At 65.4% G+C, this 26274-nt stretch carries 28 protein-coding genes and 2 pseudogenes; 25 read left to right on the top strand and 5 right to left on the bottom strand.

The features are described from left to right. Positions 1-27 precede the first annotated feature (27 nt). Positions 28-872: pseudogene (gene kdsA, locus ACQVLG_RS00390) on the bottom strand (3-deoxy-8-phosphooctulonate synthase). A 219-nt stretch (positions 873-1091) separates the two neighbouring features. Between kdsA and ACQVLG_RS00395 the strand changes: the two are divergent. Together ACQVLG_RS00395 and ACQVLG_RS00400 are read left to right on the top strand one after the other, a co-directional pair. Next, on the top strand, positions 1092-1364 hold the full coding sequence (locus ACQVLG_RS00395; RefSeq protein WP_034750797.1) for an oxidative damage protection protein: 273 nt from the start codon (positions 1092-1094) through the stop codon (positions 1362-1364). Positions 1365-1544: 180 nt separating this feature from the next. Next, the gene (locus tag ACQVLG_RS00400; RefSeq protein WP_230541194.1) at positions 1545-2069 is read left to right on the top strand and encodes a DUF6622 family protein; all 525 of its coding nucleotides are present in this window, start codon (positions 1545-1547) and stop codon (positions 2067-2069) included. A 36-nt stretch (positions 2070-2105) separates the two neighbouring features. Here ACQVLG_RS00400 and rpiA read toward each other — a convergent pair whose 3' ends face one another. Then, the gene (rpiA, locus tag ACQVLG_RS00405; protein WP_230541195.1) at positions 2106-2783 is read right to left on the bottom strand and encodes a ribose-5-phosphate isomerase RpiA; all 678 of its coding nucleotides are present in this window, start codon (positions 2781-2783) and stop codon (positions 2106-2108) included. Between the two features lie 206 nt (positions 2784-2989). Here rpiA and ACQVLG_RS00410 point away from each other — a divergent pair, with 206 nt between their 5' ends. The 23 genes from ACQVLG_RS00410 to ACQVLG_RS00520 all read left to right on the top strand — a co-directional run bounded on the left by ACQVLG_RS00410 (position 2990) and on the right by ACQVLG_RS00520 (position 23055). Next, positions 2990-3286, top strand: a complete 297-nt coding sequence (locus ACQVLG_RS00410; RefSeq protein WP_474292376.1) for a response regulator transcription factor — start codon at positions 2990-2992, stop codon at positions 3284-3286. 73 nt (positions 3287-3359) lie between these two features. Then, on the top strand, positions 3360-3986 hold the full coding sequence (locus ACQVLG_RS00415) for a chemotaxis protein CheC (protein ID WP_230541197.1): 627 nt from the start codon (positions 3360-3362) through the stop codon (positions 3984-3986). A gap of 5 nt (positions 3987-3991) precedes the next feature. Further along, positions 3992-4963, top strand: coding sequence for a sensor domain-containing diguanylate cyclase (locus tag ACQVLG_RS00420; RefSeq protein ID WP_230541198.1), 972 nt, complete (start codon positions 3992-3994; stop codon positions 4961-4963). A 148-nt stretch (positions 4964-5111) separates the two neighbouring features. After that, positions 5112-6779, top strand: a complete 1668-nt coding sequence (locus ACQVLG_RS00425) for a sensor histidine kinase (protein ID WP_230541199.1) — start codon at positions 5112-5114, stop codon at positions 6777-6779. Then, positions 6776-7477 carry a response regulator gene (locus ACQVLG_RS00430; RefSeq protein WP_230541200.1) on the top strand — a complete coding sequence of 234 codons (702 nt, stop codon included), beginning with the start codon at positions 6776-6778 and terminating at the stop codon, positions 7475-7477. The genes ACQVLG_RS00425 and ACQVLG_RS00430 overlap by 4 nt, the downstream gene beginning before the upstream one ends. A 256-nt stretch (positions 7478-7733) precedes the next feature. Then, positions 7734-7880: a hypothetical protein gene (locus ACQVLG_RS00435; RefSeq protein ID WP_158300249.1), complete on the top strand. Its 147-nt coding sequence runs from the start codon at positions 7734-7736 to the stop codon at positions 7878-7880. An 83-nt stretch (positions 7881-7963) separates the two neighbouring features. Continuing rightward, a complete protein-coding gene (locus ACQVLG_RS00440; RefSeq protein WP_230541201.1) occupies positions 7964-8137 on the top strand; it encodes a Flp family type IVb pilin in 174 nt (57 codons plus the stop codon). Positions 8138-8232: 95 nt separating this feature from the next. Further along, positions 8233-8406, top strand: coding sequence for a Flp family type IVb pilin (locus tag ACQVLG_RS00445; protein WP_474292379.1), 174 nt, complete (start codon positions 8233-8235; stop codon positions 8404-8406). A 114-nt stretch (positions 8407-8520) separates the two neighbouring features. Beyond that, the gene (locus ACQVLG_RS00450) at positions 8521-9471 is read left to right on the top strand and encodes a phosphatase PAP2 family protein (protein WP_474292381.1); all 951 of its coding nucleotides are present in this window, start codon (positions 8521-8523) and stop codon (positions 9469-9471) included. Further along, on the top strand, positions 9468-10055 hold the full coding sequence (locus tag ACQVLG_RS00455) for an A24 family peptidase (RefSeq protein ID WP_474292383.1): 588 nt from the start codon (positions 9468-9470) through the stop codon (positions 10053-10055). The genes ACQVLG_RS00450 and ACQVLG_RS00455 overlap by 4 nt, the downstream gene beginning before the upstream one ends. Before the next feature lie 35 nt (positions 10056-10090). After that, the gene (locus ACQVLG_RS00460; protein WP_230541205.1) at positions 10091-10711 is read left to right on the top strand and encodes a methyltransferase family protein; all 621 of its coding nucleotides are present in this window, start codon (positions 10091-10093) and stop codon (positions 10709-10711) included. Positions 10712-10829: 118 nt separating this feature from the next. Further along, complete coding sequence (locus tag ACQVLG_RS00465) at positions 10830-12089, top strand: ATP-binding protein (RefSeq protein WP_474292385.1); 1260 nt, start codon at positions 10830-10832, stop codon at positions 12087-12089. Continuing rightward, positions 12086-12934: a Flp pilus assembly protein CpaB gene (cpaB, locus tag ACQVLG_RS00470; RefSeq protein ID WP_152259249.1), complete on the top strand. Its 849-nt coding sequence runs from the start codon at positions 12086-12088 to the stop codon at positions 12932-12934. Before ACQVLG_RS00465 ends, cpaB begins: the two co-directional genes overlap by 4 nt. A gap of 22 nt (positions 12935-12956) precedes the next feature. Further along, on the top strand, positions 12957-14546 hold the full coding sequence (locus tag ACQVLG_RS00475) for a type II and III secretion system protein family protein (protein ID WP_474292387.1): 1590 nt from the start codon (positions 12957-12959) through the stop codon (positions 14544-14546). Between the two features lie 9 nt (positions 14547-14555). Continuing rightward, a complete protein-coding gene (locus ACQVLG_RS00480) occupies positions 14556-14834 on the top strand; it encodes a pilus assembly protein (protein ID WP_230541208.1) in 279 nt (92 codons plus the stop codon). A 46-nt stretch (positions 14835-14880) separates the two neighbouring features. Then, positions 14881-16431 (top strand): pilus assembly protein TadG-related protein, encoded by a 1551-nt coding sequence (locus ACQVLG_RS00485; RefSeq protein ID WP_474292389.1) that lies wholly within the window; start codon positions 14881-14883, stop codon positions 16429-16431. Positions 16432-16438: 7 nt separating this feature from the next. After that, a complete protein-coding gene (locus tag ACQVLG_RS00490) occupies positions 16439-16906 on the top strand; it encodes a TadE/TadG family type IV pilus assembly protein (protein ID WP_230541209.1) in 468 nt (155 codons plus the stop codon). Between the two features lie 10 nt (positions 16907-16916). Continuing rightward, a complete protein-coding gene (locus ACQVLG_RS00495; protein ID WP_230541210.1) occupies positions 16917-17435 on the top strand; it encodes a TadE/TadG family type IV pilus assembly protein in 519 nt (172 codons plus the stop codon). Positions 17436-17458: 23 nt separating this feature from the next. After that, positions 17459-18610 (top strand): CpaE/TadZ family protein, encoded by a 1152-nt coding sequence (locus ACQVLG_RS00500; RefSeq protein WP_230541211.1) that lies wholly within the window; start codon positions 17459-17461, stop codon positions 18608-18610. Positions 18611-18648: 38 nt separating this feature from the next. Continuing rightward, positions 18649-20016, top strand: a complete 1368-nt coding sequence (locus ACQVLG_RS00505) for a TadA family conjugal transfer-associated ATPase (RefSeq protein ID WP_230541212.1) — start codon at positions 18649-18651, stop codon at positions 20014-20016. A gap of 10 nt (positions 20017-20026) precedes the next feature. Next, positions 20027-21001 carry a type II secretion system F family protein gene (locus ACQVLG_RS00510; protein ID WP_230541213.1) on the top strand — a complete coding sequence of 325 codons (975 nt, stop codon included), beginning with the start codon at positions 20027-20029 and terminating at the stop codon, positions 20999-21001. 19 nt (positions 21002-21020) lie between these two features. Further along, positions 21021-21971, top strand: coding sequence for a type II secretion system F family protein (locus ACQVLG_RS00515; protein ID WP_474292391.1), 951 nt, complete (start codon positions 21021-21023; stop codon positions 21969-21971). A 13-nt stretch (positions 21972-21984) separates the two neighbouring features. Continuing rightward, positions 21985-23055 carry a tetratricopeptide repeat protein gene (locus ACQVLG_RS00520; RefSeq protein ID WP_474292392.1) on the top strand — a complete coding sequence of 357 codons (1071 nt, stop codon included), beginning with the start codon at positions 21985-21987 and terminating at the stop codon, positions 23053-23055. Here ACQVLG_RS00520 and ACQVLG_RS00525 read toward each other — a convergent pair. The 3 genes and pseudogenes from ACQVLG_RS00525 to edd all read right to left on the bottom strand — a co-directional run bounded on the left by ACQVLG_RS00525 (position 23021) and on the right by edd (position 26137). Continuing rightward, the gene (locus ACQVLG_RS00525) at positions 23021-23500 is read right to left on the bottom strand and encodes a Rhs element Vgr protein (protein ID WP_474292393.1); all 480 of its coding nucleotides are present in this window, start codon (positions 23498-23500) and stop codon (positions 23021-23023) included. The genes ACQVLG_RS00520 and ACQVLG_RS00525 overlap by 35 nt on opposite strands. 89 nt (positions 23501-23589) lie before the next feature. Next, complete coding sequence (gene eda / locus ACQVLG_RS00530) at positions 23590-24219, bottom strand: bifunctional 4-hydroxy-2-oxoglutarate aldolase/2-dehydro-3-deoxy-phosphogluconate aldolase (RefSeq protein WP_474292395.1); 630 nt, start codon at positions 24217-24219, stop codon at positions 23590-23592. Between the two features lie 3 nt (positions 24220-24222). Then, positions 24223-26137, bottom strand: a pseudogene (gene edd / locus ACQVLG_RS00535) (phosphogluconate dehydratase). Positions 26138-26274: the final 137 nt, after the last annotated feature.

A 26274-nucleotide genomic window follows, 5' to 3' on the forward strand; every position in this document is an offset into this window, starting at 1 on the left:
TGCGCAACATCAATATTTGATAATCAATTATTTGATGTTCAGCGGGGCGAACGATTTCACCAGGTCGTCGAGCGCCTTCAATTGCGCCAGGAATGGCTCCAGCTGGTCCAGCGGCAAGGCGCTGGGGCCGTCGCAGCGGGCGTTGTCGGGGTCAGGATGGGCTTCCAGGAACAGGCCGGCGATGCCGACGGCCAGGCCGGCGCGGGCCAGGTCCGCCACTTGCTGGCGGCGGCCGCCCGAAGCGGCGCCGCCGGGATCGCGCTGCTGCAGCGCATGCGTGACGTCGAAGATGATGGGCAAGTCGTCGCAGGTCTTCTTCATGACGCCAAAGCCCAGCATGTCGACTACCAGGTTGTCATAGCCGAGGCAGGTGCCGCGGTCGCACAGGATCAACTGGTCGTTGCCCGCTTCCTTGAATTTCTCGACGATATTGGCCATCTGGCCAGGGCTCAAAAATTGCGGCTTCTTGATGTTGATCACTTTACCCGTTTTCGCCAGCGCCACGACGAGGTCCGTCTGGCGCGCCAGGAAGGCGGGCAATTGCAGCACGTCGACCACTTCGGCCACCTGCTGTGCCTGCCATGGCTCATGCACGTCGGTAATCACGGGCACGCCGAACGCCGCCTTGACGTCCTGGAAGATGCGCATGCCTTCTTCCAGGCCCGGGCCGCGGTAGGAATGGATCGAGGAACGGTTGGCCTTGTCGAAACTGGCCTTGAACACATAGGGAATGCCCAGTTTTTGCGTACGCGCACATATTCTTCGCAGGCGCGCATGGCGAGATCGCGCGATTCGAGCACGTTGATGCCGCCAAACAGCGCGAAGCTGCCTGTATTGCTGACATCGATGCCATGGACTTTCACTGAGGTCATAGGGATTCCATATTGGTTAATTATTACTACTTGCTTGGAAGAGGCGCAGCCAGCGGCTGGCGCGACAAGGCATCTTACTAGCTAGGGCGGCGCAGATCAAATTTGATCCAGCGCAAGGGCGCGGCAAACGGCGCGTGGCCAGGCCGCGACGGCCCCGCGAGGAGACACGCAAAGTACCTTATAATCACGCTTTATCTCTACACTGATTCAGGAGCACAGATGGCCCGCACGATCCACTGCATCAAACTCAACAAGGAAGCCGAAGGACTGGATTTCCCGCCGTACCCGGGCGAACTGGGCAAGAAGATTTACGAATCGGTGTCGAAAGAAGCGTGGGCCGCCTGGCTCAAGCACCAGACCATGCTGGTCAATGAAAACCGTTTGAACCTGGCCGACGCGCGCGCCCGCAAATACCTGGCCACGCAGATGGAAAAGCATTTCTTCGGTGATGGCGCCGATGCGGCCATGGGTTACGTCCCCCCTACCGAGTAAGTTTTTCGCTTTGAATGTCCGTGGCCGCCGCGCCACGGGTAGCATTCCCCTCCCCGTTTCACGCAGCCTGATGCTGTTTCACGGCTTACCTTCCCCGTTTCGTCGCACCCCGCTCGCCGCCGCCCCTGCCGCCGGCTGGCACAGTACGTCCATCGACAACCTCACTCCAAGGCGGACACCATGTTGCAGCAAATCTTCAGCCACACTCCCCTGTATGTCTGGGCCATCCTGGGCTTCCTCGTGTACCGCGGCGTGCTCGCCAGCCGCGCGCGCGAAGTGACCTTGCGCAAGCTGTGCATCATTCCCCTGGTCATGCTGGCCCTGTCCCTGAGCGGCGTGCATGGCAGCTTCGGCTTGGCCGGCAGCGCGCCATTCGCCTGGGCAATCGGCGCCCTGGCCGGCGCGGCGCTGGCATGGTCGCTGGTCGATACGCGCAAGATAGTCGCCATTCCCGAACGGGCCAGCGTGCAGCGCCCCGGCAGCTGGGTGCCGTTGACCTTGATGATGAGCATCTTCTGCATGAAATATGCTGTCGCCGTGACCCTGGCCATCGCGCCGGCCTACGCCCATGCAATCGGCTTCAGCCTGCCCGTCTGCCTCGCCTATGGCTGCTTCAGCGGCATCTTCCTCGGTGGCTTGCTGCGTACCGTGGCCGTGTACCGGGCGGCGCAAATGACAAGCGGCCCGCAAGGGGCCGCCGTGTAGATCAGATGCAAACGCCGGCGAACGCCGGCTATCGTCTTAGTAGGCCAGCGTACGCACGCCTTCCGGCATGCCCAGCAGGCAAACGTTGGCGCCGCGCACGGCGAACAGGCCGACGGCGATGACGCCGACGATCTGGTTGATCTGCTGCTCCAGCGCCACCGGGTCGGCAATCTGCAAGCCCACGACGTCGATGATTTCGCCGCCGTTGTCGGTGATGAATGCTTCGGTGCTGCCGGCCTTCAGGCGCAAGCGGGGCGTGCCGCCCAGCGCGGCCAGCTGGCGCGAGACGGCGGCGCGCGCCATCGGCACCACTTCCACCGGCAGCGGGAACGCACCGAGGGTCTCGACCAGCTTGGAGCCGTCGGCGATGCAGACGAACTGTTTCGCTACGGAAGCAACAATCTTCTCGCGCGTCAATGCCGCGCCGCCGCCCTTGATCATGGCGCCGCTGGCCGTGATTTCATCGGCGCCGTCGATGTAGACGGCGATCGACTCGACGTCGTTGAGGTCGAAGACGGGAATCCCATGGCCTGCCAGGCGCGCGGCCGTCGCTTCGGAGGACGCAACCGTGCCTTTGATGCGGTCCTTGATCTTGGCCAGTTCATCGATGAAAAAGTTGGCGGTGGAGCCGGTACCGACACCGATGATTTCACCATCGACTACATAGTCAATGGCGGCGCGGGCTACGGCTTGCTTCAATTCGTCTTGGGTCATGGCATTCAGGCTAAAGTGAGGAATGGCGCTATTTTAACGGATTGCCAGCCCGGCCAGCCGGCCATCATGACCGATGGGGCGACTCAATACAACAGGCAAACGGGAAAACCTTGCCCTAGGGCAATTGCGCACCCAATTACACTCTATGCCCTCTAAAATATGCGAAAATGGAACGATTGACCGATATGACGTTTCAGGAATAGCACATGAATCACAGTAAGCAGGTACTTGTTGTCGATGACAGCCGGGTTTCACGTTTGATGTCGCATCAGTTCATCCTCAGCAAACATGCCGACTGGCAAGTGATTGAGGCGGCGACGGGTGAGGAAGCCCTGGAAAAAGTCAAGACTGTTACCCCTGTGCTGATACTACTGGATGTCAACATGCCCGGCATGGGCGGCATCGCAGCGGCGGAACAATTGCGCGCGCTGTGCCCGCAGACGCACATCATTCTCGTCACGGCAATGTGCAGAACGCCACCCGCAACCGCGCCAGCGAAATGAAAGTCGGCTTCATGGAAAAACCGATCACGGAAACGCGCATCCACCAGCTGATCGATTCCCTGGGACTGTGAGCATGGTCAATCTCTCCGAACTCGAAAACGATGCCTTGGTAGAGATATTCAACATCGGGGTAGGCCATGCGGCGGCGGCCATGAGCGAGATCGTGAATGAAGAAGTCACCATGTCGGTGCCGTCGATCACCTTCCTGAACCGTGCCGACGCGGCCGCCTTGCTGGGCAGCAAGAAGGATGGCGATCGCATCTGCGGCGTCAGCCAGCATTACGATGGCGCCTTCGCCACCGAAGCCATCCTGATGTTTCCCGAAGATAAGAGCCTGGAAATCGTGCGCCTGATGGTGGGCGACGCCATGCCGCTGCAGGAACTGACGGAAATGGAACAGGAAGCGATGAGCGAAATCGGCAACATCATCCTCAATTCCTGCGTGGGAACCCTGGCCAACCTGTTCGACAGCGAACTGCATGGTTCGCTGCCTCTGTACCACGTGGGCACCAGCGCGGAAATCCTGTCCTCGTTCGGCGGCCAGGATGACGAGGCCGTCGTGCTGATGCTGCATATCGACTTCGTGCTGTCCAAGCACCAGATCCATGGCTATGTGGCATTCGTGCTCGACCTGTCCGCCTTGCACGACCTGAAGCAGCAGGTCAGCCGCTATCTGGCCAAGGTTCTGGGACAGGCGTGACGATCATGCCGGATGCCTTACACCGACTTGCCCTGCTCGAGAGCATACTCGGCGCCGTGAACCTGGGCGCCATCGTGCTCGATGAGCAGCACCGCATCGTGCTGTGGAATAACTGGATGGCGCGCCACTCGGCCTGCCAGGCGAACGCCGTGCTGGGCCAGGATTTTTTCGCCGTCTTTCCGGAACTGCGGCACAAGCGCATCGATTCGGCCATCACCCAGGCCCTGCGCGACAATTTCCAGTCGCTGCTGTCGCAAACGCTGCACAAGGCGCCGTTTGCCCTGTACACGCATGGCGCGACCGCAGGCGGCAACGACGGCGAGGAACGCATGCAGCAGGCGATCGCCGTCACACCGATCAATTTACCCGCTTCGCCGCGCCACTGCCTGATCCAGATCAATGATGTCACCATCGCCGTGGGCCGCGAAAAGCTGCTGCGCGAACAGACCATGGTCTTGCGCTCGCAAACCTTTTCCGATGGCTTGACGGGCATCGCCAACCGCCGCCACTTCGACGTGGCCATCGAAAAGGAAATGCGGCGCGCCACGCGTACCAGCAGCCCGTTGTCGCTGCTGATGATCGACATCGACCACTTCAAGGATTACAACGACCACTACGGCCACCAGCAGGGCGACGATTGCCTGATCCGCGTGGCGGCCGAACTGGCCGCCATGCTGCAGCGCCCCACCGACCTGCTGGCGCGCTATGGCGGCGAGGAATTTGCCGCCATCCTGCCCGACACGGAGGCCGAGCAAGCGCTGAGCATGGCCGAGGCGATCCGCCAGCGGGCGGCCGACTTGCGCATTCCGCATGCCAAGACGGGCAACGACGTCAAGCACGTCACGGTCAGCATCGGCATCGCCACGCAGCACCCGCAGCAGCCGCTGGCCATCTCCGCCCTGATCGGCGCCGCCGACCGCGCCCTGTACCTGGCCAAGGGTGCCGGGCGCAACCGCGTGATGGTGCAGCCGCTGTAAAAAAAGCAACGCAGGGCAAAGGATTCCAGTAGACATCTTTACGGCGTGTGCGTAGACTCGTTACTGATTGCAGCAACAACAACAAGAATTTATCTGTGGTATCTATCCCTGCGCGGCCCGCCCATGCGGGGCACGGCCAGGAGCGCTTGTGAATCTCGATCCTCCCCTCAGATCCGGCTTGCCGGGTGCCGGCATGGATACGACCATGGTGAACGGCATGCGCCTGCTGCTGTCGAGCGCTACCTTGCTGACCCTGTTCATCGACCCCGAAAGCGCCGGCAAGCTGAGCAAGATCACCTGGCTGATCTTTTCCGCGTACACCCTGCACAGCCTGCTGCTCTACCTGCTGGCCCTGCTGGGTTTCAGCCTGCCGCAGGACATCCTGCTGTACTGGCTGGACGTGGCCTGGTATGCGCTGATCGTGTTTTCCACCAGCAGCCACAACAATTTATTCTTCCTGTTTTTTTTCTTTGCCATCCTGACCTCCTCGTTCCAGCGGGGCTTCGAGGAAGGCGCGCGCGTCACCCTGGCCTCGGCCGGCCTGTTCGCCGCCACCGCCCTGTTCGGCGAAACGGATGCGGAACTGTCGCGCCTGCTGCTGCGCACGACCTTCCTGCTGGCGCTCGGCTACATGATCGCCTACTGGGGCGGTTCGGCCATCACCCAGCGCAGCCACCTGGCGCTGCTGCGCGACGTCAGCCAGCTGTCCAATCCCCGCTTCGGCGTCGACCAGACCATCACCTCGGTGCTGGAAAAGACCCGCAGTTATTTCAATGGCCGCAGTTGCCTGCTGATCATGCAGGACAAGGGCTCGCGGGTCTGGTCGCTGCGCAGCGTGATTTATACGGGCACGGGCGTCGTGCATACCAGTTCGCTCCTCAGCGACGACGCGGCCAGCCCCCTGCTTGCTTTTCCGCTCGATAAAATCGCGCTGTACAACCAGCCCGCCGGCCGCTGGCTGCCGTGGACGGGCGGCGCGCGCATGCTCGATCCCGACAGCGGGCGCTGGCTGCGGCATGACGATGCGGCCGGCGCCCGCCTGGCCGAACTGCTCGAAGCGCATGCCTTCATCAGCGCGCCGCTGCCCTTGCGCAATGGCAAGGGACGCATCTTTGTCGTGTCCGCCACCAGCATGAGCAAGACGGATGCCCTGTTTCTCAGCCATATCGGCGCGCAAGCGTTTCCCGTCATTGAAAATATCGACCTGCTCGACCGCCTGGCGTCGCAGGCGGCCTCGCGCGAGCGCGAAAAGATCGCGCGCGACCTGCATGACACGGCCATCCAGCCGTACATCGGCTTGCGCCACGGCCTGGCCGCCCTGCGCAACGAAGCCACGCCGGGCAACCCGCTGCTGCCCGAGCTGGAAAAGCTGATCCTCATGTCGGGCCAGGTGATCACCGACCTGCGCAGCTACGCGCGCACGTTCAAGAATGGCCAGGTGCAAAGCGAGCCGGAACTGCTGGTGGCGCTGCGCCGCCAGGCCACGCAAATCCGCGAGTTCTACGGCATCGACATCGCCCTGCATATCGAAGGCGACCTGCACATCAACGACCGCCTGGCGGCCGAGGTGTTCCAGATCGTCAACGAGGGCATGAGCAATATCCGCAAGCATACGTCGGCGCGCCATGGCGCCGTCAAGCTGACCTGCGTGCAGGGCGCGTTGCACATCAGCATAGACAACGAATGCGCGGCCGCGCACGTGCCCGACTTCCTGCCCGACTCGCTGGCCGAGCGCGCCGCCGCCCTGGGCGGCACGGCCCGCGTCACGCATAGCATGCTGGGCAACACTTCCGTGCAAATCGAGATCCCCATATGAATGACAGTCGTGCCATGCCACCGCCCAGCCATACCATCAGCGTCATGCTGGTGGACGATCACAAGACCATGCTGTGGGGCCTGGAGCGGCTGATCGGCGGCGAACACTCGGGCATGCGCGTGGTGGCCACGGCGTCCGACAGCGCCGAGGCGCTGGAACTGGCGAAGGCGCTGCAACCGGATGTGATCGTGCTGGACCTGGACCTGGGGGGCATCAGCTCGCTGGCCATCCTGCCCGCGCTGGCGCAATGCGGCAGCACGCGCGTGCTGGTGCTGACGGCCAGCCACGACCAGGCCATCCTGGACCAGACGGTGCTCAAAGGCGCGCGCGGCATCGTCAGCAAGGATGCGCCGGCGGAAATGGTGCTCAAGGCCATCGAAAAGGTGTATCACGGCGAACTGTGGCTGGAGCACGCGATGCTGGGACGCATGCTGACGCAGCTGACCCAGCCGGGCGGCGGCTCGGCGCAAGCCATCGCCGTCGCCAGCCTGACCATCAAGGAACGCAAGATCATCGCCGCGCTGGTGCACGGCAGCGGCACGCCGGCCAAGCTGCTGGCGGACCAGCTGTTCATCTCCGAACATACCTTGCGCAATCACCTGACCTCGATCTACCGCAAGCTGGGCGTGTACAACCGCCTGGAGCTGTACGCCTACGCCACCAAGCACCAGCTGGGCCAATTGCCGCCCGGCGCCTGACACCACCGCAGCACCCGCGCGGCGCCTGCCTCGCCGCGCGCCTCCCCCTCCCTGCAGCGACGCCAGCGGCCTCAATGGCCAGCCTGGGCACGCCCCCGCGCATCCAGCTCGACCATGACAATTGTCACGAAAAAAACAAGCAGTTCCTCCTTGCAATAAAAGGATGTTCTTCTGATGTAGATCAATGTGCCGACTTCTATAGTGGATTTACCGGAGTGCAAATCACCGCGCGGCCCACCACGACACGGAGCACAGCATGCGCTTTGACAAGTTTCTTCCGACAGCCCTGATCACCTATTTGCAGGGCAAGGAAAAGGCTGCGTTCTACCGCTATGCCCTGGTGGCGGCCCTCATGGCGGTGGTCTGCATCATCGGACTGCTGGCACTGGGCGAGAGCCCGTGACCCCGCCAGGTCAAAGCACCAGAAAGCAACACTGCAATGCCGTTTTACCCACCGCTGTACCTTAACCACCACCAGGAGTTGTCATGAACCTCATCAAAAACTTTATCCGCGAAGAAGATGGCGTCACCGCAATTGAGTATGGCCTGATCGCTGCCCTGATTGCCGTGGTGATCATCGCCGCCGTCACCATCGTCGGCACGCAGCTGAAAAAAACCTTCAGCACCATCGGCTCCAAGCTCACCACCGCCAATGCCTGACGCGGTGCTGTCCGGGCCGGCCCAGCGCCAGCCCGGACTACGCTGCCCCACATTCCCGGCACCTCCACCTTGACGAACGCATAGCGAGGCCCATCGTGAAATCTCTCTTCCGCCGTTTATCCGACGAGTCGGCCGTCACGGCGATCGAATACGCGCTGCTGGCGGGCCTGATAGCGGCAGTGCTGGTGCTCACGATCACCCTGCTCGGCGACCAGGTCAAGCTGCTGTTTTTCTACGTCAAGGACCAGGTGGTCCTGGCCCTGTCATGAACACCCTGCGCGCCTCGCTGCGCACCCACCGCGCCCTGCTGCTGATCGTGCTGCCGTACGCCGCCGCGGCGGCGCTGCTGGCCGGGCCTGCCCAGCGCCTCGGATGCCCTCAACGTGCTGGCCGGCTTCCTCGTGGCCATCCTCACGGGCCCCGTCTTCATCCTGTGCGGCTACACCATCCACGTCATGGTCACGAAACGCCCGCACCGCCTGTGCCACTATCTGTACCACGATCTGCGCCGCTACCTGAGCAACGAGCGCCTGCTGCACGCGCTGCCGGCCATGCTCTTGATCCCCATCTTCGCCTCCAGCTTCACCGTCTTCAAGGCCGCCATCCCGCGCCTGCATCCCTACACCTGGGATGCCAGCCTGTCCGCCTGGGACATGGCGCTGCATGGCGGCATGGCCCCCTGGGAAAGGCTGCAGCCGCTGCTGGGCCACCCGCTGATCACGGGCTTGCTCAACTTCAACTACCACTTCTGGTTCTTCCTGTTTTACGCCATCCTGTACTGGCTCATCCTCGATACGCGCCGCCCGCTGCTGCGCATGCAGTTCCTGCTCAGCTTTGCGCTGACCTGGATCGTCCTCGGCAGCATCCTGGCCGTGCTGTTTGCCTCGGTCGGCCCCTGCTACTACGGCCACCTGCATGCCAGCGACCCGTATGCGCCGCTGATGGCCTACCTGCATGACGCCAACCAGCACGTCCCCGTCTGGGCCCTGCAGGTGCAGGACATGCTGTGGCACGGTTATCAAAGCAAGGGCGCGAACGGCGAGCTGGGCATCTCCGCCATGCCCAGCATGCATGTGGCCACGTCCGTGCTGATGGCCATGATGGGCTGGAGAGTCAGCCGCGCCGCCGGGATCGCCCTGTCCGCCTTCGCCGTGCTGATCCTGCTCGGCTCCATCCACCTGGGCTGGCACTATGCGCTCGACGGCTATGTGGGCGCGGCCGGCGCGGCGCTGGTATGGCGCCTGGTGGGACGGCTGCTGGGCAGCCAGGCCGCCGCACCCGCCATGCACCTGGCCACGGTGCCCTGCATGAGCAAGGAAGGACTGCCATCATGAACGCCCACCTGCCCATGCTGCTGTGCCTGGCCGTGCTGGCCACCTTGCTCGCCAGCGCCCTGTGGCACGACCTGCGCACGCGCCGCATCCCGAACCGGCTGGTGCTGTGGGGCACGCTGGCGGGACTGATCCTCAACGGCTTCGTGCCATCCGGCGCCGGCCTGTTCGACGCCTCCTTCGGCGGCCTGGGACTGCTGCAGGCGCTGGCCGGCGCCGCCGCCGGACTGGCCCTGCTGCTGCCCATGTACCTGCTGCGCGCCCTGGGCGCCGGCGACGTCAAGCTGATGGCCATGTGCGGCGCCTTCCTCGGCCCCGACGCCGTGCTCGAAGCGGCCCTGCTGACCTTCCTGTGCGGCGGCGTGCTGGCCCTGGCCGCCGCGCTGGCCGGCCAGCGCCTGCGCCAGGTGCTGAAAAACACCTATCACATGATGCTGGGCGCGCTGCTGCACAGCCTTGCCGGCGGCGCCGCCACGATCGCCGAACCGCCGCCGGCCACCGGCAAGCTGGCCTACGCCTTCGCCATCGCCAGCGGCACCGGCTTGCAGCTATTCCTGCAATACAACCATCTGTGGAGTCTGCGCTGAAACGCGCCGCCTGCCCGCCACCCCAGGAACTGACCATGGACACCATCGCCACCCTCTGCCACTCGCGCCGCGCCAGCCTGTTCACCAGCATCACCATGGCTTGCCTGTGGGCGCTGTTTGCCAGTGCCCACGTGGTGGGATTCCTGCACAGCGGCGACTGGAGCTATCTGCTGTTCTGCGCCGCCGAAACCCTGGCCGCCCTGTTCTTCATCGTGCGCTCGGCCCCCGTCAGCGTCTCCACCGATGCGGGCGACTGGCTGCTGGCCATCGGCGCCACCTTCGCCCCCTTCCTTCTGTCCCCCGCCGACATGGCCATCTGGCCCGGCGCGCGCTACCTGCTGGCCGTCGGCAGCCTGCTGCAGATCGCCGGCCTGCTGTCGCTGAACCGCAGCTTCGGCCTGGTGGCGGCGCAGCGCGAGATCAAGACGGGCGGCGTGTACCGCGTGATACGCCATCCCCTGTATGCCAGCTACCTGATTTCGCTGAGCGGCTACCTGCTGGCCAATACCTCGCCCGCCAACACCGTCACCTATGTTGCGACGATGAGCATGATGGTGGCGCGTTTGCTGCGCGAAGAACGCTTCCTGTCCACCGACGTGCGCTACCGCGTCTACATGCGGCAGGTGAAGTACCGCCTGCTGCCCTTCATCTTCTGATCACCGGCCACCCGAACGAGGAGTATCCATCATCCCTGACACCTATCCAGAACGCAGCGACGGCGGCGGCGTCGAACCGGCGGCCAAGCGCGCGCCACGCACGGTCGAGGAAACGGGATTGCCCTTCCTGTTCCTGGTCGAACTGCTGGTGAAGATCCTTTTCCTGCGCGGCCAGATCGGCCTGCCGGCATTGTCGACGCATGTGAAACTGGGCGCCGGCGTGCTCGAACCGCTGCTCACCTTCATGCGCGCCGAAAAGCTGTGCGAAGCGCGCCGCAACGGCGGCAGCGGCACCGACGCCGACCTGTATTACCTGCTGGGCGACCAGGGCCGCCTGCGCGCCGCCGAATACATGCGCCGCAATGCCTACAGCGGTCCCGCGCCCGTCACCCTGGCCGATTACAGCAACCAGGTGCTGGCGCAAAGCGTGGCCGACATGCACGTCACGCGCGACGACGTGCAGCGCGAATTCCGCGACGTGGTGGCCAGTTCGTCCGTGCTAGACCAGCTGGGCGCGGCCATGAATTCCGGGCGCGCCCTGTTCTTCCACGGCCCCGCCGGCAGCGGCAAGAGCTACCTGGCCGAGCGCCTGAACGGCTTGCTCAGCGGCGCCATCGCCCTGCCGCATGCCGTGATGGTCGACGGCGAAGTGCTGCCCTTCCTCGACCCCATGCTGCACACCCTGTCAAGCAAAGGCCCCGTGCCATCCGACCCCCGCTGGGTGCGCGCCGAGCGCCCCGCCGTGCTGACGGGCGGCGAGCTGACGCTCGACATGCTGGACCTGCAATTCGACCAGGGCACCCGCTTGTACCAGGCGCCGCCGCACCTGAAGGCCAACAACGGCATCTTCATCATCGATGACCTGGGCCGCCAGCGCTGCTCGCCCGTGGAACTGATGAACCGCTGGATCGTGCCGATGGCGCGGCATATCGACTACCTGTCGCTGCACACGGGGTACAAGTTCCCCGTGCCCTTCGACGTCATCGTCGTGTTCTCGTCGAACCTGGCGCCGCAGCAGCTGGCCGACGACTCCTTCCTGCGCCGCATCGGCTACAAGATCCACGTGGGCCCGTTGAGCGCCTACCACTACCTGGCCGTGTTCCGCAGCACCTGCGCCCAGCTGGGCATCAATTTCGACGAAGCGGCCTACACCTATCTGCTGCACCTGCACAGCCAGTACCAGCGGCCCTTGCTGGCCTGCTATCCGCGCGACATCCTGGCGCAGGTCTGCGACCAGGCGCGCTATGAAGACCACGCGGCGCAGCTGTCTCCGGAAGTGCTGCTGTGGGCATGGAAAAACTATTTCGGCAGCGATGACGACCTTGCAAGCACACATAACGGACCGGCAGCGGTCCAGCACAAAGGGGAAGCAAAATGAGAAACGCACGCGCTCTGACGATGATGGCCATTGCGGTCATCCTGGCGTTCGCCGCGGTCATCGTGGCCGCGCGCTGGATCAATGCCCAAGCCTCGGGCAACATCAACAAGGTGGCCGTGGCCCAGGTCGACATCAGCCTGGGGGCACGCCTGACGCCCGACATGGTGCGCATGGTGGACTGGCCTTCGAACGCGCTGCCGCCGGGCGCCATCAACGATCCGAAGCTGCTGGAAACGCGCGTCACGCGCACCAGCATCCAGCACGGCGAACCGATCATGGAAGGCAAGCTGGCGCCTCCCGGCACGCAAGGCGGCCTGTCGGCCGTCGTCGCCGAGGGCAAGCGCGCCATGACCGTGCGCGTCAACGATGTGGTGGGCGTGGCCGGCTTCGCCCTGCCCGGCAACTTCGTCGACATCCTCGTCAACACCCAGGGCGAAGGCGCCCGCAAGACGCCGGACCGCGATCCGAACATTTCCAAGATCGTGCTCGAACGCATACTCGTGCTGGCCATCGCCCAGGAATCGAACCGCGACGACACCAAGCCCAAGGTGGTCAACGCGGTGACCCTGGAGCTGACGCCGGAACAGGCGGAAAAACTCGACCTGGCGCGCAGCGTGGGCACCCTGTCGCTGGTGCTGCGCAACCAGGTCGAGGACAAGCCCGTCAACACGGAAGGCGCCACCAAATCCAGTCTGCTCGATGAAAAAGTCGCCGTGGCAGCACCCGCCGCCATGGTGCAAGCCAAGCCGCTCCCACGCCGCCGTCCTGCCGCCGCGCCTGCGCCACAGGCCGGTCCCCGCGTCGATGTCATCAAGGGGCTGGAACGCAGCTCCCAACAATTCTAACCTGCACCAGAGGAGCCTAGCCATGAGTACATATCGCACAGCAAGCGGCATCCGGGGCCTGCGCCTGGCGCTTGCCATCGCCGCCATCGGCGCCCTGGCGCCCCGGGCGCACGCCGAGCCAGTCGCCGCCACGGCCGCTACCGCCGCTGCCGAAGCGGGCGCCGCCAGGAGCAGCCGGGCGGCCGTCCGTCCCAAGTCCACGCCGCCGCAAAGCGAATCGCGCGCCGGCCGCACCGAGATGGCGCCGCAAATGAGCCTGGCCGAAGGCAAGTCGACCCTGATGCGCCTGCCGTTCGCCGCCAGCCGCATGTCCGTCGGCGACCCGCGCATCGCCGACGTCATCCTGCTCAATCCCAACGAGGTGTACCTGCTGGGGCGTTCCGTCGGCACCACCAACCTGATCCTGTGGAACAAGAGCAATGACGCCACCATCATCGACCTGGCCGTCGGCATCGACAGCAGCAGCCTGCAGGCACGCATGGCCGAACTGCTGCCGAACGAAAAAATCCACGTCACGGTGGCAGGCGACACCCTGATCCTGTCGGGCATGGTCAGCGACGCCGTCAAGGCCGACCAGGCCCTGTCGCTGGCCAACGCCTATGTGCAGCGCAGCGCCCGCAGCGGCGCGGCCAGCGCCGGCGCCGCGGCGCCTGCCGCCGGCGCCGCCCCGGCGCCCGCCGCAACGCCGGATGCGGCCATGCCGCGCGTGATCAACCTGCTGTCGATCGCCGCGCCGCAGCAGGTGATGCTGGAAGTGAAGGTGGCGGAAGTGTCGAAGGTGCTGGTCGATCAGCTGGGCGCCAGCCTGGGCATCAACAAGACCATCGGCAGCTGGTCCTACTCGTTTCTGTCCAGCCTGCTCAGCAACAATCCCAGCGGCTTGAGCGGCGCCAGCAAGAACAACTTCTTCAGCCTCGACGCGCAAAAGCGCGATGGCCTGATCAAGGTGCTGGCCGAACCAAACATCATGGCCATCAGCGGCCAGGAAGCGAGCTTCCTGGCCGGCGGCAAAATCTTCATCCCCGTCAGCCAGACCAACAACAACGGCGTGCCCACCATCACGCTGGAAGAGAAGGAGTTCGGCGTGGCCGTGAAATTCACGCCCACCGTGCTCGAAGGGGGACGCATCAATCTGAAGGTGGCGCCGGAAGTGTCGGACCTGAACAAGGACGGCATCGGCATCACCGCCACCGGCATCTCGGCGACGGCCATCCTGCCCTCGTTCACGACGCGGCGCGCCACCACCACGGTGCAGCTGTTCGACGGCCAGAGCTTCGCCATCGGCGGCTTGATCAAGAACAATGTGACCAGCAATATCAAGGCCTTGCCGGGCCTGGGCGAAGTGCCCGTGCTGGGCGCCCTGTTCCGCAGCACGGACTTCCAGACGGACCGTTCGGAACTAGTCTTCATCATCACGCCGCACCTGGTCAAGCCGCTGCCGCCCGACTACAAGCTGCCCACCGACGAGTACATCCAGCCGACGCGCGGCGACATGTTCATGCAGGGAAAAATGGAAGGCACTGCGCCCGCGCCCGCCCCCGCAGCGCCAGCAGCGCCCATGCAGCCGCAAGCGGCCGCGCCCCAGCCTGCCGCCGGCTTCGACCTCAAATAGGAGAACACCATGAAAACCGTACATTGCCTGCCGGGCGCCGCCCTGTTATGCCTGCTGGCCGGCTGCGCCGCCACCACCACGCCCGTGCTCGATTCCCACTTTGGCGAATCGGTGGCCCTGCTCAAGGCGCAACAGATCATCTACCCGGACGCCTACCGCAATACCAATCCCGTCAGCGGCATCGATGGCAAGGCCGGCGCCAGCGCCTACCAGCGCTATCAGAAATCGTTCAGCGCGCCGGAACCGCAAGTCAATGTCTTCGCCATCGGCGTGGGCGGGCGCCAGTAGGTGCCAGCCCCACGATGAATTCCCCCCAGGCCACCAGGAGACGTCCATGAAAACCGCATTCCGCAGGCACGACAGGCAGCAAGGCGCGATCGCCATCGTGCTGGGACTGACCCTGGTGGTGCTGTTTGCCATGGGCGGCCTGGTGCTGGACCTGGGCCACCTGTACATCGCCAAGACGGAACTGCAGAACGGCGCCGACAGCGCCGCCCTGGCCGGCGCCGTGGAACTCAATCAAAGCGCCGCCGGCATCGACAATGCGCAGGCCAAGGCCATCGCCATCGCGCAAAAGAACCGCTACGATTTTTCCACCGCACTGACCCTGACGGCTGCCAACATCGAGTTCGGCCCCAGTCCGGACGGTCCCTGGTCATCCGGCGCCAGCGCCCGCACCAGCCCGCAAGGCCAGACCTTCATCCGCGTCGACACGGGCAGCAAGACCTTCGCCACCTACCTGATGGGCATTGCCGGCATCGCCAGCACCAGCACCTCGGGCGTGGCCGTGGCGGGGCGCTTCGTCAACGACGTCACGCCGATCGGCGTGTGCGCCGTCGATCCGGCCAACAAGACGGCGCAATACACGTATCCGGCCGCGCCGGCCGGCACGGGCCTGACGGAGCTGGTGGAATTCGGTTTCCGCCGCGGCGTCACCTACAACCTGTTCGGCCTCAATCCGCTGGGCGGCCCGTCCGATCCCTACCTGATCAACCCCGTCGACGCGCCCCCTGGCGCCTGCGACGCATCGCATTCGAGCGCCAATTCCACCGCGCCGTTCATGTGCACGGGCAGCAGCGCCGTCGTCAGCAGCGGCTCCGGCAAGGTCTACACGAACACTGGCTTGAGCGCTGGCAAGATCGCGGCTTCGCTCAACTCGCGCTTCGACGACTATTCCTCGCCCTCCGTATGCGACCCAGCAACGGCGCCGCCCGATACCAACATCAAGGAATATCCATGCAAGGGCGGCGGGTCCCCCTGCGTCGCCAGCGCCGCCAACTCGCCGCCCACCGGCTGGATGGAACCGGGCGCCAGCACCTTGCCCAGCCAGCAGTCGGTCAGCCTGTCCGGCAGCAAGCCGAACTACCGCCTGCCGCCTGCCTTCACGACGCCCGTGACGGCAGCCCAGGCGCAGTTCGCCGGCTACGGCGTGCTGTGGTCGTATGGCCCCGCCTACCAAAGCAATGGCGCCACGCCAGCCAAGGCCGGCACGGCCTACAGCGTCGCGGATGCCAACGCCAACCCCATGTACAGCACGGCCAAGGCGAATTACTTCGACACGGCCAGCTATCCCGTCACGGCCGGCGCCAGCTTCCCCGCCGGCACGCCGCCTTCGCCGTACAACCAGACCAGCGGCCCCACGTTCCAGGCGCCGTCGGCAAGCCATCCAGGCCGCAACAATCGCCGCATCCTCAACGTGGTGCTGGTCGATTGCCGCACGGCGCCCGTCGGACCCTCCTCCTGTGGCGCCATGGATGCGGTGGGTATCGGCAAATTCTTCATGACGATGAAAGCCGATTTCAGCGGCGGCACCAAGCGCCTCGACGTCGAGTTCGCGGGCCTGATCGAACCCGTGCCGAATTCCGAAATCAAACTCTACAAGTGAGGCGGCCATGCGCATTCCCCTTTCCCATCCCAGCCAGCGCGGCGCCGCCGCCGTCGAATTCGGCATCGTGCTGGCCCTGCTGGTCACCCTGCTGGCCGGCATCTTCGGCTTCGGCCGCGCCTTCTGGTACTACGACGCGCTGACCAAGGCGACGCGCGACGCGGCGCGCAACATGTCCGTCAAGGCCAAGGCCAGCATCGCCTCGCAGGGCGTGCCTGCCGCCAAACAGACGGTGGCCGACGCAGCCGTCAGCGCCGGCATCAGCGACTTCACCACGGCCAACGTGACGGTCACCTGCCTGGACGCGGCGTTCAACGACAGCAGCTGCACCGATGGCACGGCGCCGGGCGGCATCCGCGTCGAAGTCGTCAACTACACGCTGTCGGTGGGCCAGTACCTGCCCTTCGTGATCGGCGCGGCCAGCAGCTACGCCACGCCGCTCTCGCCGCGCACCACCATGCGCTACATGCTGTAAGGAGAACGCCATGCGCCACCGCCTTCCACTTGCCCCCCGGGCCGGCCGCCAGCGCGGCGCCGCCGCCGTCGAATTCGCCCTGGTGGCGCTGCTGTTTTTCACGCTGCTGTTCGGCATCCTGGAATTCGGCCGCATGCTGTTCCTGTACAACACGGTGCAGGAAGTGAGCCGCCGCGCCGCGCGCGAAGCGGTGGTGCGCTGGATCGACCAGACCGCCGCCATCAAGACCCTGGCCCTGTTCGGCGGCACGGCCCTGCCGGCCGCGCCGGAACTGACGGCCGCGAACATCACCATCAGCTACCTGAACAAGAGCGGCGCCGAAGTGACCTTGCCGCCACTCGACCCGGGCGACAACCTGTCGGCCTGCGGCGACATCACGCGCACGGCCAGCTGCATCGACAGCGTGCGCGTGTCGATCGACAACGTCAGCTATACGCCGATGGTCAGCCTGTTCGGCTTTCTGAATATCGCCGTGCCGGCCTCGGTGGTGGTCATGCACGCCGAAAGCCTGGGCTTCCAGATCAACTGAACGCCTTTACCAGGGAGTACCAAGTGAATATCGTCATCGTCTCGAAGAATGAAGCCCAGCTCAAACGGCTCACCCGTTTGCTGCGCGAACGCAGCGCGGCCGACCGCGTGGCGCTGCTGGCGAGCATACCGGATGTGTTCGACAACGGCGTCACGCCCGACCTGCTGCTGCTGGAGCAGGAGCAGACGGGCGAGGCGGAGCTGGAACGGCTGGAGCTGCTGGGCGGGCGCCATCCGAACCTGGCCATCATCGTGCAATGTCCGCAGCAAAGTCCGCAATTCCTGCTGCGCTCGATGCGCGCCGGCGTGCGCGAAGTGCTGCAGCCCGACGACGACGCGGCCCTGTGCGCCGCCCTGCGCCGCATCGAGGACAAGCTGCAGAAGCAGGTCACGCGCAAGGGCCAGGTGCTGGCCTTCGTCTCGTGCAAGGGCGGCAGCGGCGCCACTTTCATCGCCGCCAACCTCGGCTACGCGCTGGCCGCCGGCGAACAGCGCAAGGTGGCGCTGTTCGACCTGAACCTGCAGTTCGGCGATGCCGCCCTGTTCGTCTCGGATCACAAGCCGGCCACCACCCTGTCGCAGCTGTCGCAGCAAATCGTGCGCCTCGACGCCTCGCTGCTGAACGCCAGCATGATCCAGATCACGCCCGCCTACAGCGTGCTGGCCGCCGCCGACGATCCCGCCCACGCGGCCGACATCGAAGCGGACCATATCGACCGTCTGCTGAGCCTGGCGCGCAGCCAATACGACTACATCCTGCTCGACGTCGGACGCGGCCTCGATGCCGTCAGCGTGCGCGCGCTGGACCGGGCCGACCTGATCTTCCCCGTGCTGCAGGCAACCTTGCCGTACGTGCGCGACGGCAAGCGCCTGCTCGACGTGTTCCGCGGCCTCGGCTACCGCGAAGACAAGATCCGCCTGATCCTGAACCGCTATGCCAGCAGCGACAGCATCCGCGTCGCCGACCTGGAAGCAGCGTATGGCAAGCACGTCTACAAATCCATCCCCAACCACTACGAGGCGGTGGCGGCCTCCGTCAGCCAGGGCGTGCCCATCCTCAAGCTGGCCCCGCACAATCCCGTTTCGCGCGCCCTGCAGGAGCTGGCCGCCAGCCTGGCCGGCGAAACCCCGCCGGCCGCGCAAGGCTGGGTGGCGCGGCTGCTGGCGCGTGCCTGAGGTTCCAACCAGATACCCCCATACACCGGAGACCGACCATGACTGCCGAAAAACTCACCCTGCGGGACCGCCTGGGCTATGCCCAGGATGACGCCAGCCTGAACGACGATGCCGCGCACCAGGGCGCCGCCAGCCAGAGCTACCAGCAGCTCAAGCACCGCACGCACCAGGCGCTGCTCGACCGCGTCGACCTGGAGGGCATGCAGCGCCTGTCGCGCGAACAGATCCGCGAAGAGCTGAAAATCCTCGTCAGCGAGGTGCTCACGGAAGACAATGTGGTGATCAACGAGCTGGAACGGCGCTCGCTGATCCGCGACATCCAGGACGAAGTGCTCGGCTTCGGCCCGCTCGAACCGCTGCTTGCCGATCCCGGCGTGTCCGACATCCTCGTCAACACCTACCGCCAGGTGTATGTCGAGCGCCATGGCCGGCTGGAGTTGAGCGACATCTGCTTTACCGACGACGCCCACCTGATGAAGATCATCGACAAGATCGTCTCGCGCGTGGGCCGGCGCATCGACGAATCGAGCCCCATGGTCGATGCGCGCCTGCCCGACGGCTCGCGCGTGAACGCCATCATCCCGCCGCTGGCCATCGACGGCCCCGTGATGTCGATCCGGCGCTTCTCGGCCCAGCCCCTGCGCCTGGCCGACCTGATGCTCAAGCACAGCCTGACGGAGGAAATGAGCACCACCCTGCAGGCGCTGGGCAAGGCCAAGGTCAACATCCTGATCTCGGGCGGCACGGGCAGCGGCAAGACCACCATGCTCAATGCGATTTCCGGCTTCATCAGCACGGCCGAACGCATCGTCACCATCGAGGATGCGGCCGAACTGCAGATGCAGCAGCCGCACGTGGTACGCCTGGAAACGCGGCCGGCGAACATCGAGGGCAAGGGCGAAGTGACGCAGCGGGCGCTGGTGCGCAACGCGCTGCGCATGCGCCCCGACCGTATCATCCTGGGCGAGGTGCGCGGCGCCGAGGCGCTCGACATGCTGGGCGCCATGAACACGGGCCACGAAGGGTCGATGGCCACCATCCACGCAAACACCCCGCGCGACGCGCTGACGCGGCTGGAAAACATGATCAGCATGGCCTCGGCGGGCCTGCCCGTGAAGGCCATGCGCCAGCAGATCAGTTCCGCCATCAGCGTGGTGGTGCAGGTGGCGCGCCTGACGGACGGCAAGCGCAAGATCATTTCGATCCAGGAAATCACGGGCATGGAGGGCGAGATGATCACCATGCAGGAAATCTTCACCTTCCGCCAGACGGGCATCGGCGAGGATGGCACGGTGCAGGGACATTTCCATGCCAGCGGCGTGCGGCCGCATTTCCTGGAACGCCTGCGCGCCTTCGGCATCAGCCTGCCGGAAACCCTGTTCGATCCCGCCCGCCAGTACCATTAAGGGGAGCATCATGGACTATCTCTATTACGTATTCGCCATCCTCACCTTCATCGCCGTGGTGCTGCTGATCGAGGGGGTGTACCTGGCGTGGAACACCTCGCGCGGCCCGGAAGCGGAAAGGGTCGCGCGCCGCCTGCGCATCATGTCGGCCGGCGCGCATGGCGACACGGGCAGCTCGATGATCAAGAAGCGCCTGCTGAGCGACACCCCGGCCCTGCAGCGCGTGCTGCTCAGCGTGCCCCGCGTGCATGCGCTCGACCGCCTGCTGGAACAGTCGGGCCTGAGCTGGAGCGTGGCCAGCTTCGCCGGCGTGATGCTGGCCACGGCCGGCGCCGCGTTTCTGTTGCTCAGCTACTTCAGCGTGCCGTGGATGCTGCGCCTGCCGCTGGTGGCCGGCGCGGCCCTGCTGCCGCTGCTGGTGGTCTTGCGCGCCAAGGCCAAGCGCCTGCAGCGCATCGAGCAGCAATTGCCCGATGCGCTGGACCTGATGGCGCGCGCCCTGCGCGCCGGCCACGCCTTTCCCACGGCCCTGAAAATGGTCGGCGATGAAATGAACGCGCCGCTGGCCGTGGAATTTCGCGCCACCTTCGATGAAGTCAATTTCGGCATCGCCATGCAGGACGCGCTGATGAACCTGGCCACGCGCGTGCCCAGCACGGACTTGCGCTATTTCGTCATCGCCGTGCTGATCCAGCGCGAAACGGGCGGCAACCTGGCCGAACTGCTCGACAGCATCAGCCGCATCATCCGCGAACGCATCAAGCTGCTGGGACAGGTGCGCGTGCTGTCGGCCGAAGGCAGGCTGTCGGCCTGGATCCTGTCGCTGCTGCCCTTCGGCGCGGCGGCCATGATCCACCTGACCAATCCGCAATTCCTGGAAATGCTGTTCGTCGACCCGGGCGGACGCAAGATGCTCGCCGGCGCCCTGGTGATGATGGCGTGCGGCGTCCTGGTCATGCGCAATATCATCCGCATCCGCGTCTGAGCCCGCAAGGAGAACTCTCATGAATCCCGTGCATATCGCCTTTCTCGCCCTGCTCTTCATTGCCGTCTTCGGCACCGTGCTGGTGGCCATGCGCAGCTTTGCGCCCGATCCCTTGCGCCAGCGCATGGACAACGCCACCGGCAAGAGCGCGGCGACGCCTGGCGCATCATCAGCGCCCAGCCCGTGGCTGGCGCGCATGGTGCGCCTGAGCGGCCCCCTGGCCAAACTGTCGCTGCCCGACCAGGGCTGGGAAGGCTCCGTGATGCGCCGGCGCTTCATGAATGCCGGCCTGCGCCAGGCGTCGGCGCCCATCCTGTTCTTTTCCGCCAAGACCATGCTGGCCATCGGCCTGCCCCTGCTGCTGTTCCTGGGGCTGAGCGCATCGGGCAGCCAGATGGCAGGCAAGGCACTGCTGTTCTGGCTGCTGATCGTGGCCGCCATCGGCTACTACCTGCCCAATATTGTGCTGGCGCAAATGATCAAGCGGCGCCAGCGCGATATCTTCGAAAGTTTTCCCGACGCGCTGGACTTGATGACGGTATGCGTGGAAGCGGGCCTGGCCATGGATGCGGCGCTGGCCAGGGTGGCGGCCGAGATCTCGCTGAAAAGCAAGGTGCTGGCCGAGGAATTGCACCTGGTGATGCTGGAACTGCGCGCCGGCAACACCAAGGAGCGGGCGCTGCGCAACCTGGCCCTGCGCACGGGCGTCGAGGATGTCGACGCGCTGGTGGCCATGCTGATCCAGGCCGAGCGTTTCGGCACCAGCATCGCCGCCTCGCTGCGCGTGCAGTCGGACCAGCTGCGCACCAAGCGCCGCCAGATGGCCGAGGAAGAAGCGGCAAAGATTGCCCTCAAGCTGCTGTTTCCTTTGATCTTTTTCATCTTCCCGTCGCTGCTGGTCGTCCTGATGGGACCAGCCTTCCTGCAAATCTACCGCGTGCTCCTGCCCAGCATGGGCGGCGGCAACTGACCGGAGAACCGCCATGTCACAGCACACCACCCTGATGCTCATGCTCGCCTGCGCCGGCCTGCTGCCCGCCTGCGGCCACCTGCCCGGTCCGGCCAGCCAGGCCAATCATGCTGCGCCGCCCCAGGCGCGCACCGAAGACAGCGCCGCAGCGCGCAGCGCCGCCTTCTGCAAGCTGGGCAAGCGCATGCAGGAACTGGGCGACCCGCGCGCGGCGCAGGCCGCCTATCGCGAAGCGCTGCTGCTTGAGCCCGGCTCGACCGATGCGCGCAATGGCGCCGCCGTGCTGCACGCGCAGCTGGGCCAGCTGGAAACGGCCCGCGCCATGCTGCAGGCGCTGGCGCAGGAAGCGCCCACGGCCAGAGCGTACAACAACCTCGGCTATGTGCTGTACCTGCAGGGAGAGTATGCCCAGGCGGCGGCCGTGCTGCGCCAGTCGCTGCAGCTCGACAATGGCCAGCAGCCGGCACGCGCCAATCTGGAGCTGGCCATCGCGGCGCTGGCGCGCAGTGTCAGCACGGTCGATGCCGTCGATGCCACCGCGGAGGCCATCGCGCCCGACCTGGCGCCGGCGCCCAAGCCGGCGGCACCGGCCAGCCGCTTGCAGCTGACGCAATTGCAGCCGAATATCTTTGCGCTGAGCTGGCGCGATGCTCCCGTGGCGGCGCGCGCCGCCGTTCCCGTGAAGCTGGCAGCGCCGCTGGCGTCGGCGGCCCCCCTGCCACGGCTGGAAGTCATCAACGGCAATGGCGAAACGGGCATGGCGGCGCGCGCATGCGCGGCATGCTCGGCGGCATGGGCATCAGCGTGCTGCGGCTGGGCAACCAGCGGCCGTACGGCGTCCAGGCCAGCAGCATCGTCTACCGCCCCGGCCATGCGCAGGCGGCCGCCGCCCTGGCCCTGGCCTTGGGCGGCATGCCGCAGCTGCAGGCGGCGGACGGTGGCGGCATCGGCGCGGGCGCCGACCTGCGTTTATTGCTGGGCAAGGATGCGGCGGCCAGCCTGCGCGCGCCGGACGTGCGCCTGGCATCGAACGCGCAGTAACGGCGGCGTCAGCGCGGCAGCAGGCGGCGGTCGGCAGGATTGATCAGGAAGCCTTGCAGGATATCTTGCAGCTGCGGCAGCTGCGCCACGTAGGCGGGAATGCCCAGCTGGCGCGCGCCGAAGTAGTGGGCGATGATGTCGCCCTGCTGTTCCATGTTGAAATCGGACAGGATGCCGCCCGCCTGCGCGTCGTAGCGGTAGGCCCGTTGCCGGATGTAGCCGCCGCACAGCGCCAGCAGCACGCCATGCAGCAGCACGCCGTAGCCGAGCTGGTACTGCCACACGTGCACCATCTCGTGGATGAAGAACAGCTTGCCGCTGTTGCCTTCGCGGGAAAAGTCGTCGCGGTACTGGGCCGGCATGAAGTGCAGGCTGCCGCGCGGCGTCATGGCCGTGTTCTGGTCCTGCAGGCCGAACGGTAGAAAGGAGCCGCGCACGACGCGCACGCGCGCGTAGTCGATGGCGCCCTGGAAGACGCTGCGGGCCATGGCGGTTTCGCCGATGGTGAGGGGGCGGCGCAGCACTCGCATAAGAGAAGAAAGCGCGGCAAGCGTAAAGCCTGCCGCACCGGTGCCGCTTAAGCCAATCGAAGGCCGCTGGCAGCCTTGGCGATTTCCGTGATGCGGTCCCAGTTGCCGGCCGCAATCGCGTCTTTCGGCGTCAGCCACGAGCCGCCCACGCAGGCGACGTTCTTGCACGCCAGGAACTGCGACGCCGTCTCTTGCGAGATGCCGCCCGTCGGGCAGAACGTGATGTCCGGCAGCGGGCCGTAAATCGCGTTGAGCATGCCGATGCCGCCGGCCGGCACGGCCGGGAACAATTTCAGCTGCTGGAAGCCGTTTTCGCGTGCCGCCATCACTTCACCTGGCGTCATCACGCCTGGCAGCAAGGGCAAGCCGCTGCTTTTCGCCGCCGCCACCAGGGCCGGCGTCAGGCCCGGCGAGACGCCGAAGACGGCGCCCGCATCGCGTGCCTGGGCAAATTCCTCGGGACGCGTCAAGGTGCCGACGCCGACGATGGCGCCTGGCACTTCCGACATGGCGCGGATCGCTTCCAGGCCATGCCTGGTGCGCAGGGTTACTTCCAGCACGCGGATACCGCCCGCCACCAGCGCGCGCGCCAGCGGTACGGCGTGGTCAGGGTCGTCGATCGCAATCACGGGGATCACGCTCGAGGTGCGCATAATTTCCAGTAGTGTCATGGTCATCTCTTATTTCCTAGCCAAAAAGTCTTCATCGGAACCCGGTACGGTATCACCGACATTGTCGGCGTCGTGCAAGGCGACGGTGGTGGGAATCGGCGACGGCAGGCCGAAGGTGGTAGCACCCTCTTCCGCCGCGCTGACGGTGGAACGGAACATGGAAAACAGCTCGCGGCCCATGCCGACGTGGTTCGGCGACAGGTCGGCCGTGACCAGCGCACGCGCGTGCCAGACGTCGGCCGGCACCAGCGCCTCCAGTACGCCCGTAAAGGCGTCGAGGCGGATGATGTCGCCGTCGCGCACGAGGCCCAGCGGGCCGCCGGCGAGAATTTCAGGCGAGACGTGGATGGCGGCCGGCACCTTGCCCGACGCGCCCGACATGCGGCCATCGGTGACCAGCGCCACGTGGCGGCCCGCATCCTGCAGGTTGGCCAGCGCGGGCGTCAGCGCATGCAGTTCCGGCATGCCGTTGGCGCGCGGGCCCTGGAAGCGCAGCACGGCGACGAAGTCGCGGTCCAGCGTGCCGGCCTTGTAGGCGGCCATGAAGTCTTCCTGCGAATTGAATACCAGCGCCGGCGCTTCAACCGTGCGGTGCTGCGGCTTGACGGCCGAGACCTTCATCACGGCGCGGCCCAGGTTGCCCGCCACCAGGACCATGCCGCCGTCCGGCGCGAACGGGTTCGAGGCGGGGCGCAGCACGTTTTCGTCGGCGCTGGCGGCCGGCGCGTCTTTCCAGAAGACCTTGCCGTCTTCGCCCAGGAACGGCTCCATGCAGTGCGCGCGCAAGCCGTGGCCCAGGATGGTGTTGACGTCTTCGTGCAGCAAGCCCGCGTCCAGCAGTTCGCGGATCAGATAACCGGTGCCGCCGGCCGCGTGGAAATGGTTCACGTCGGCGTCGCCGTTCGGGTAGATGCGCGTGAGCATCGGCACGATGGCAGACAGTTCATTGAAATCGTTCCAGTCGATGACGATGCCGGCCGCCTTGGCGATCGCGACCAGGTGCAGGGTGTGGTTGGTCGAACCGCCCCGTGGCCAGCAAGCCGACGACGGCGTTGACGATACATTTCTCGTCGACGATATGTCCAACTGGCAAGTAACTGGCGCTTTGCGCCGTGATGCCAGCGGCGCGCTGGGCGGCGGCCCTGGTCAGCGCATCGCGCAGCGGCGTGTTCGGCGTGATGAAGGCGGCACCCGGCAAGTGCAGGCCCATCACTTCCATCAGCATCTGGTTGCTGTTCGCGGTACCGTAGAAGGTACAGGTGCCGGCGCCGTGGTAGGCTTTCGATTCGCCTTCGAGCAAGTCTTCGCGCGTGGCCTTGCCTTGCGCATACAGCTGGCGCACCTTGGCTTTTTCCTGGTTCGACAGGCCCGACGTCATCGGACCGGCCGGCACGAAGACGGCCGGCAAGTGGCCGAAGTGCAGCGCGCCGATCAAGAGGCCCGGCACGATCTTGTCGCACACGCCCAGGTACAGGGCGGCGTCGAACATATTGTGCGACAGCGCCACGGCCGTCGACATGGCGATGGTGTCGCGCGAGAACAGCGACAATTCCATGCCCGGCTGGCCCTGCGTCACGCCATCGCACATGGCGGGAACGCCGCCGGCGAACTGGGCGACGGCGCCCACTTCGCGCACGGCTTGCTTGATGATCTGCGGGAAGCCTTCGAAGGGCTGGTGCGCCGACAGCATGTCGTTGTACGACGAGACGATGGCCACGGACGGCTTCTTGTACTCTTTCAGCGACAGCTTGTCGTTGGCGGGAAAGGCGGCAAAGCCGTGCGCCAGGTTAGTACACGACAGGGCGCCGCGCTGCACGCCCTGGATGCGGGCCGCATCCAGATGCGCCAGGTAGGCGCCGCGCGATGGCCGGCTGCGCGCGATGATGCGCGCTGTTACGGATTCGACTACTGGATGCAGCGCCATATGGATTTCCTTAAAAATGAGTATTTCGTGAAATTTTACTACAAAATACTGAAGAAGACGCACTCTTGCATGGGCAAACAACACAAATAAGCCACGGATTGCGGCATATCAAAGCAAATCCATGAAATATCGCGTAC

The organism is Janthinobacterium sp. TPC_1 (genome assembly GCF_056037845.1).

Excerpts from the sequence above, each read along its gene's own strand:
- ACQVLG_RS00395 (WP_034750797.1), top strand. The coding sequence starts at position 1,092 with ATGGCCCGCACGATCCACTGCATCAAACTCAACAAGGAAGCCGAAGGA.
- ACQVLG_RS00400 (WP_230541194.1), top strand. The coding sequence starts at position 1,545 with ATGTTGCAGCAAATCTTCAGCCACACTCCCCTGTATGTCTGGGCCATC.
- rpiA (WP_230541195.1), bottom strand. The coding sequence starts at position 2,783 with ATGACCCAAGACGAATTGAAGCAAGCCGTAGCCCGCGCCGCCATTGAC.
- ACQVLG_RS00410 (WP_474292376.1), top strand. The coding sequence starts at position 2,990 with ATGAATCACAGTAAGCAGGTACTTGTTGTCGATGACAGCCGGGTTTCA.
- ACQVLG_RS00415 (WP_230541197.1), top strand. The coding sequence starts at position 3,360 with ATGGTCAATCTCTCCGAACTCGAAAACGATGCCTTGGTAGAGATATTC.
- ACQVLG_RS00420 (WP_230541198.1), top strand. The coding sequence starts at position 3,992 with ATGCCGGATGCCTTACACCGACTTGCCCTGCTCGAGAGCATACTCGGC.
- ACQVLG_RS00430 (WP_230541200.1), top strand. The coding sequence starts at position 6,776 with ATGAATGACAGTCGTGCCATGCCACCGCCCAGCCATACCATCAGCGTC.
- ACQVLG_RS00435 (WP_158300249.1), top strand. The coding sequence starts at position 7,734 with ATGCGCTTTGACAAGTTTCTTCCGACAGCCCTGATCACCTATTTGCAG.
- ACQVLG_RS00440 (WP_230541201.1), top strand. The coding sequence starts at position 7,964 with ATGAACCTCATCAAAAACTTTATCCGCGAAGAAGATGGCGTCACCGCA.
- ACQVLG_RS00455 (WP_474292383.1), top strand. The coding sequence starts at position 9,468 with ATGAACGCCCACCTGCCCATGCTGCTGTGCCTGGCCGTGCTGGCCACC.
- ACQVLG_RS00460 (WP_230541205.1), top strand. The coding sequence starts at position 10,091 with ATGGACACCATCGCCACCCTCTGCCACTCGCGCCGCGCCAGCCTGTTC.
- cpaB (WP_152259249.1), top strand. The coding sequence starts at position 12,086 with ATGAGAAACGCACGCGCTCTGACGATGATGGCCATTGCGGTCATCCTG.
- ACQVLG_RS00475 (WP_474292387.1), top strand. The coding sequence starts at position 12,957 with ATGAGTACATATCGCACAGCAAGCGGCATCCGGGGCCTGCGCCTGGCG.
- ACQVLG_RS00480 (WP_230541208.1), top strand. The coding sequence starts at position 14,556 with ATGAAAACCGTACATTGCCTGCCGGGCGCCGCCCTGTTATGCCTGCTG.
- ACQVLG_RS00485 (WP_474292389.1), top strand. The coding sequence starts at position 14,881 with ATGAAAACCGCATTCCGCAGGCACGACAGGCAGCAAGGCGCGATCGCC.
- ACQVLG_RS00490 (WP_230541209.1), top strand. The coding sequence starts at position 16,439 with ATGCGCATTCCCCTTTCCCATCCCAGCCAGCGCGGCGCCGCCGCCGTC.
- ACQVLG_RS00495 (WP_230541210.1), top strand. The coding sequence starts at position 16,917 with ATGCGCCACCGCCTTCCACTTGCCCCCCGGGCCGGCCGCCAGCGCGGC.
- ACQVLG_RS00505 (WP_230541212.1), top strand. The coding sequence starts at position 18,649 with ATGACTGCCGAAAAACTCACCCTGCGGGACCGCCTGGGCTATGCCCAG.
- ACQVLG_RS00510 (WP_230541213.1), top strand. The coding sequence starts at position 20,027 with ATGGACTATCTCTATTACGTATTCGCCATCCTCACCTTCATCGCCGTG.
- ACQVLG_RS00515 (WP_474292391.1), top strand. The coding sequence starts at position 21,021 with ATGAATCCCGTGCATATCGCCTTTCTCGCCCTGCTCTTCATTGCCGTC.
- ACQVLG_RS00520 (WP_474292392.1), top strand. The coding sequence starts at position 21,985 with ATGTCACAGCACACCACCCTGATGCTCATGCTCGCCTGCGCCGGCCTG.
- ACQVLG_RS00525 (WP_474292393.1), bottom strand. The coding sequence starts at position 23,500 with ATGGCCCGCAGCGTCTTCCAGGGCGCCATCGACTACGCGCGCGTGCGC.
- eda (WP_474292395.1), bottom strand. The coding sequence starts at position 24,219 with ATGACCATGACACTACTGGAAATTATGCGCACCTCGAGCGTGATCCCC.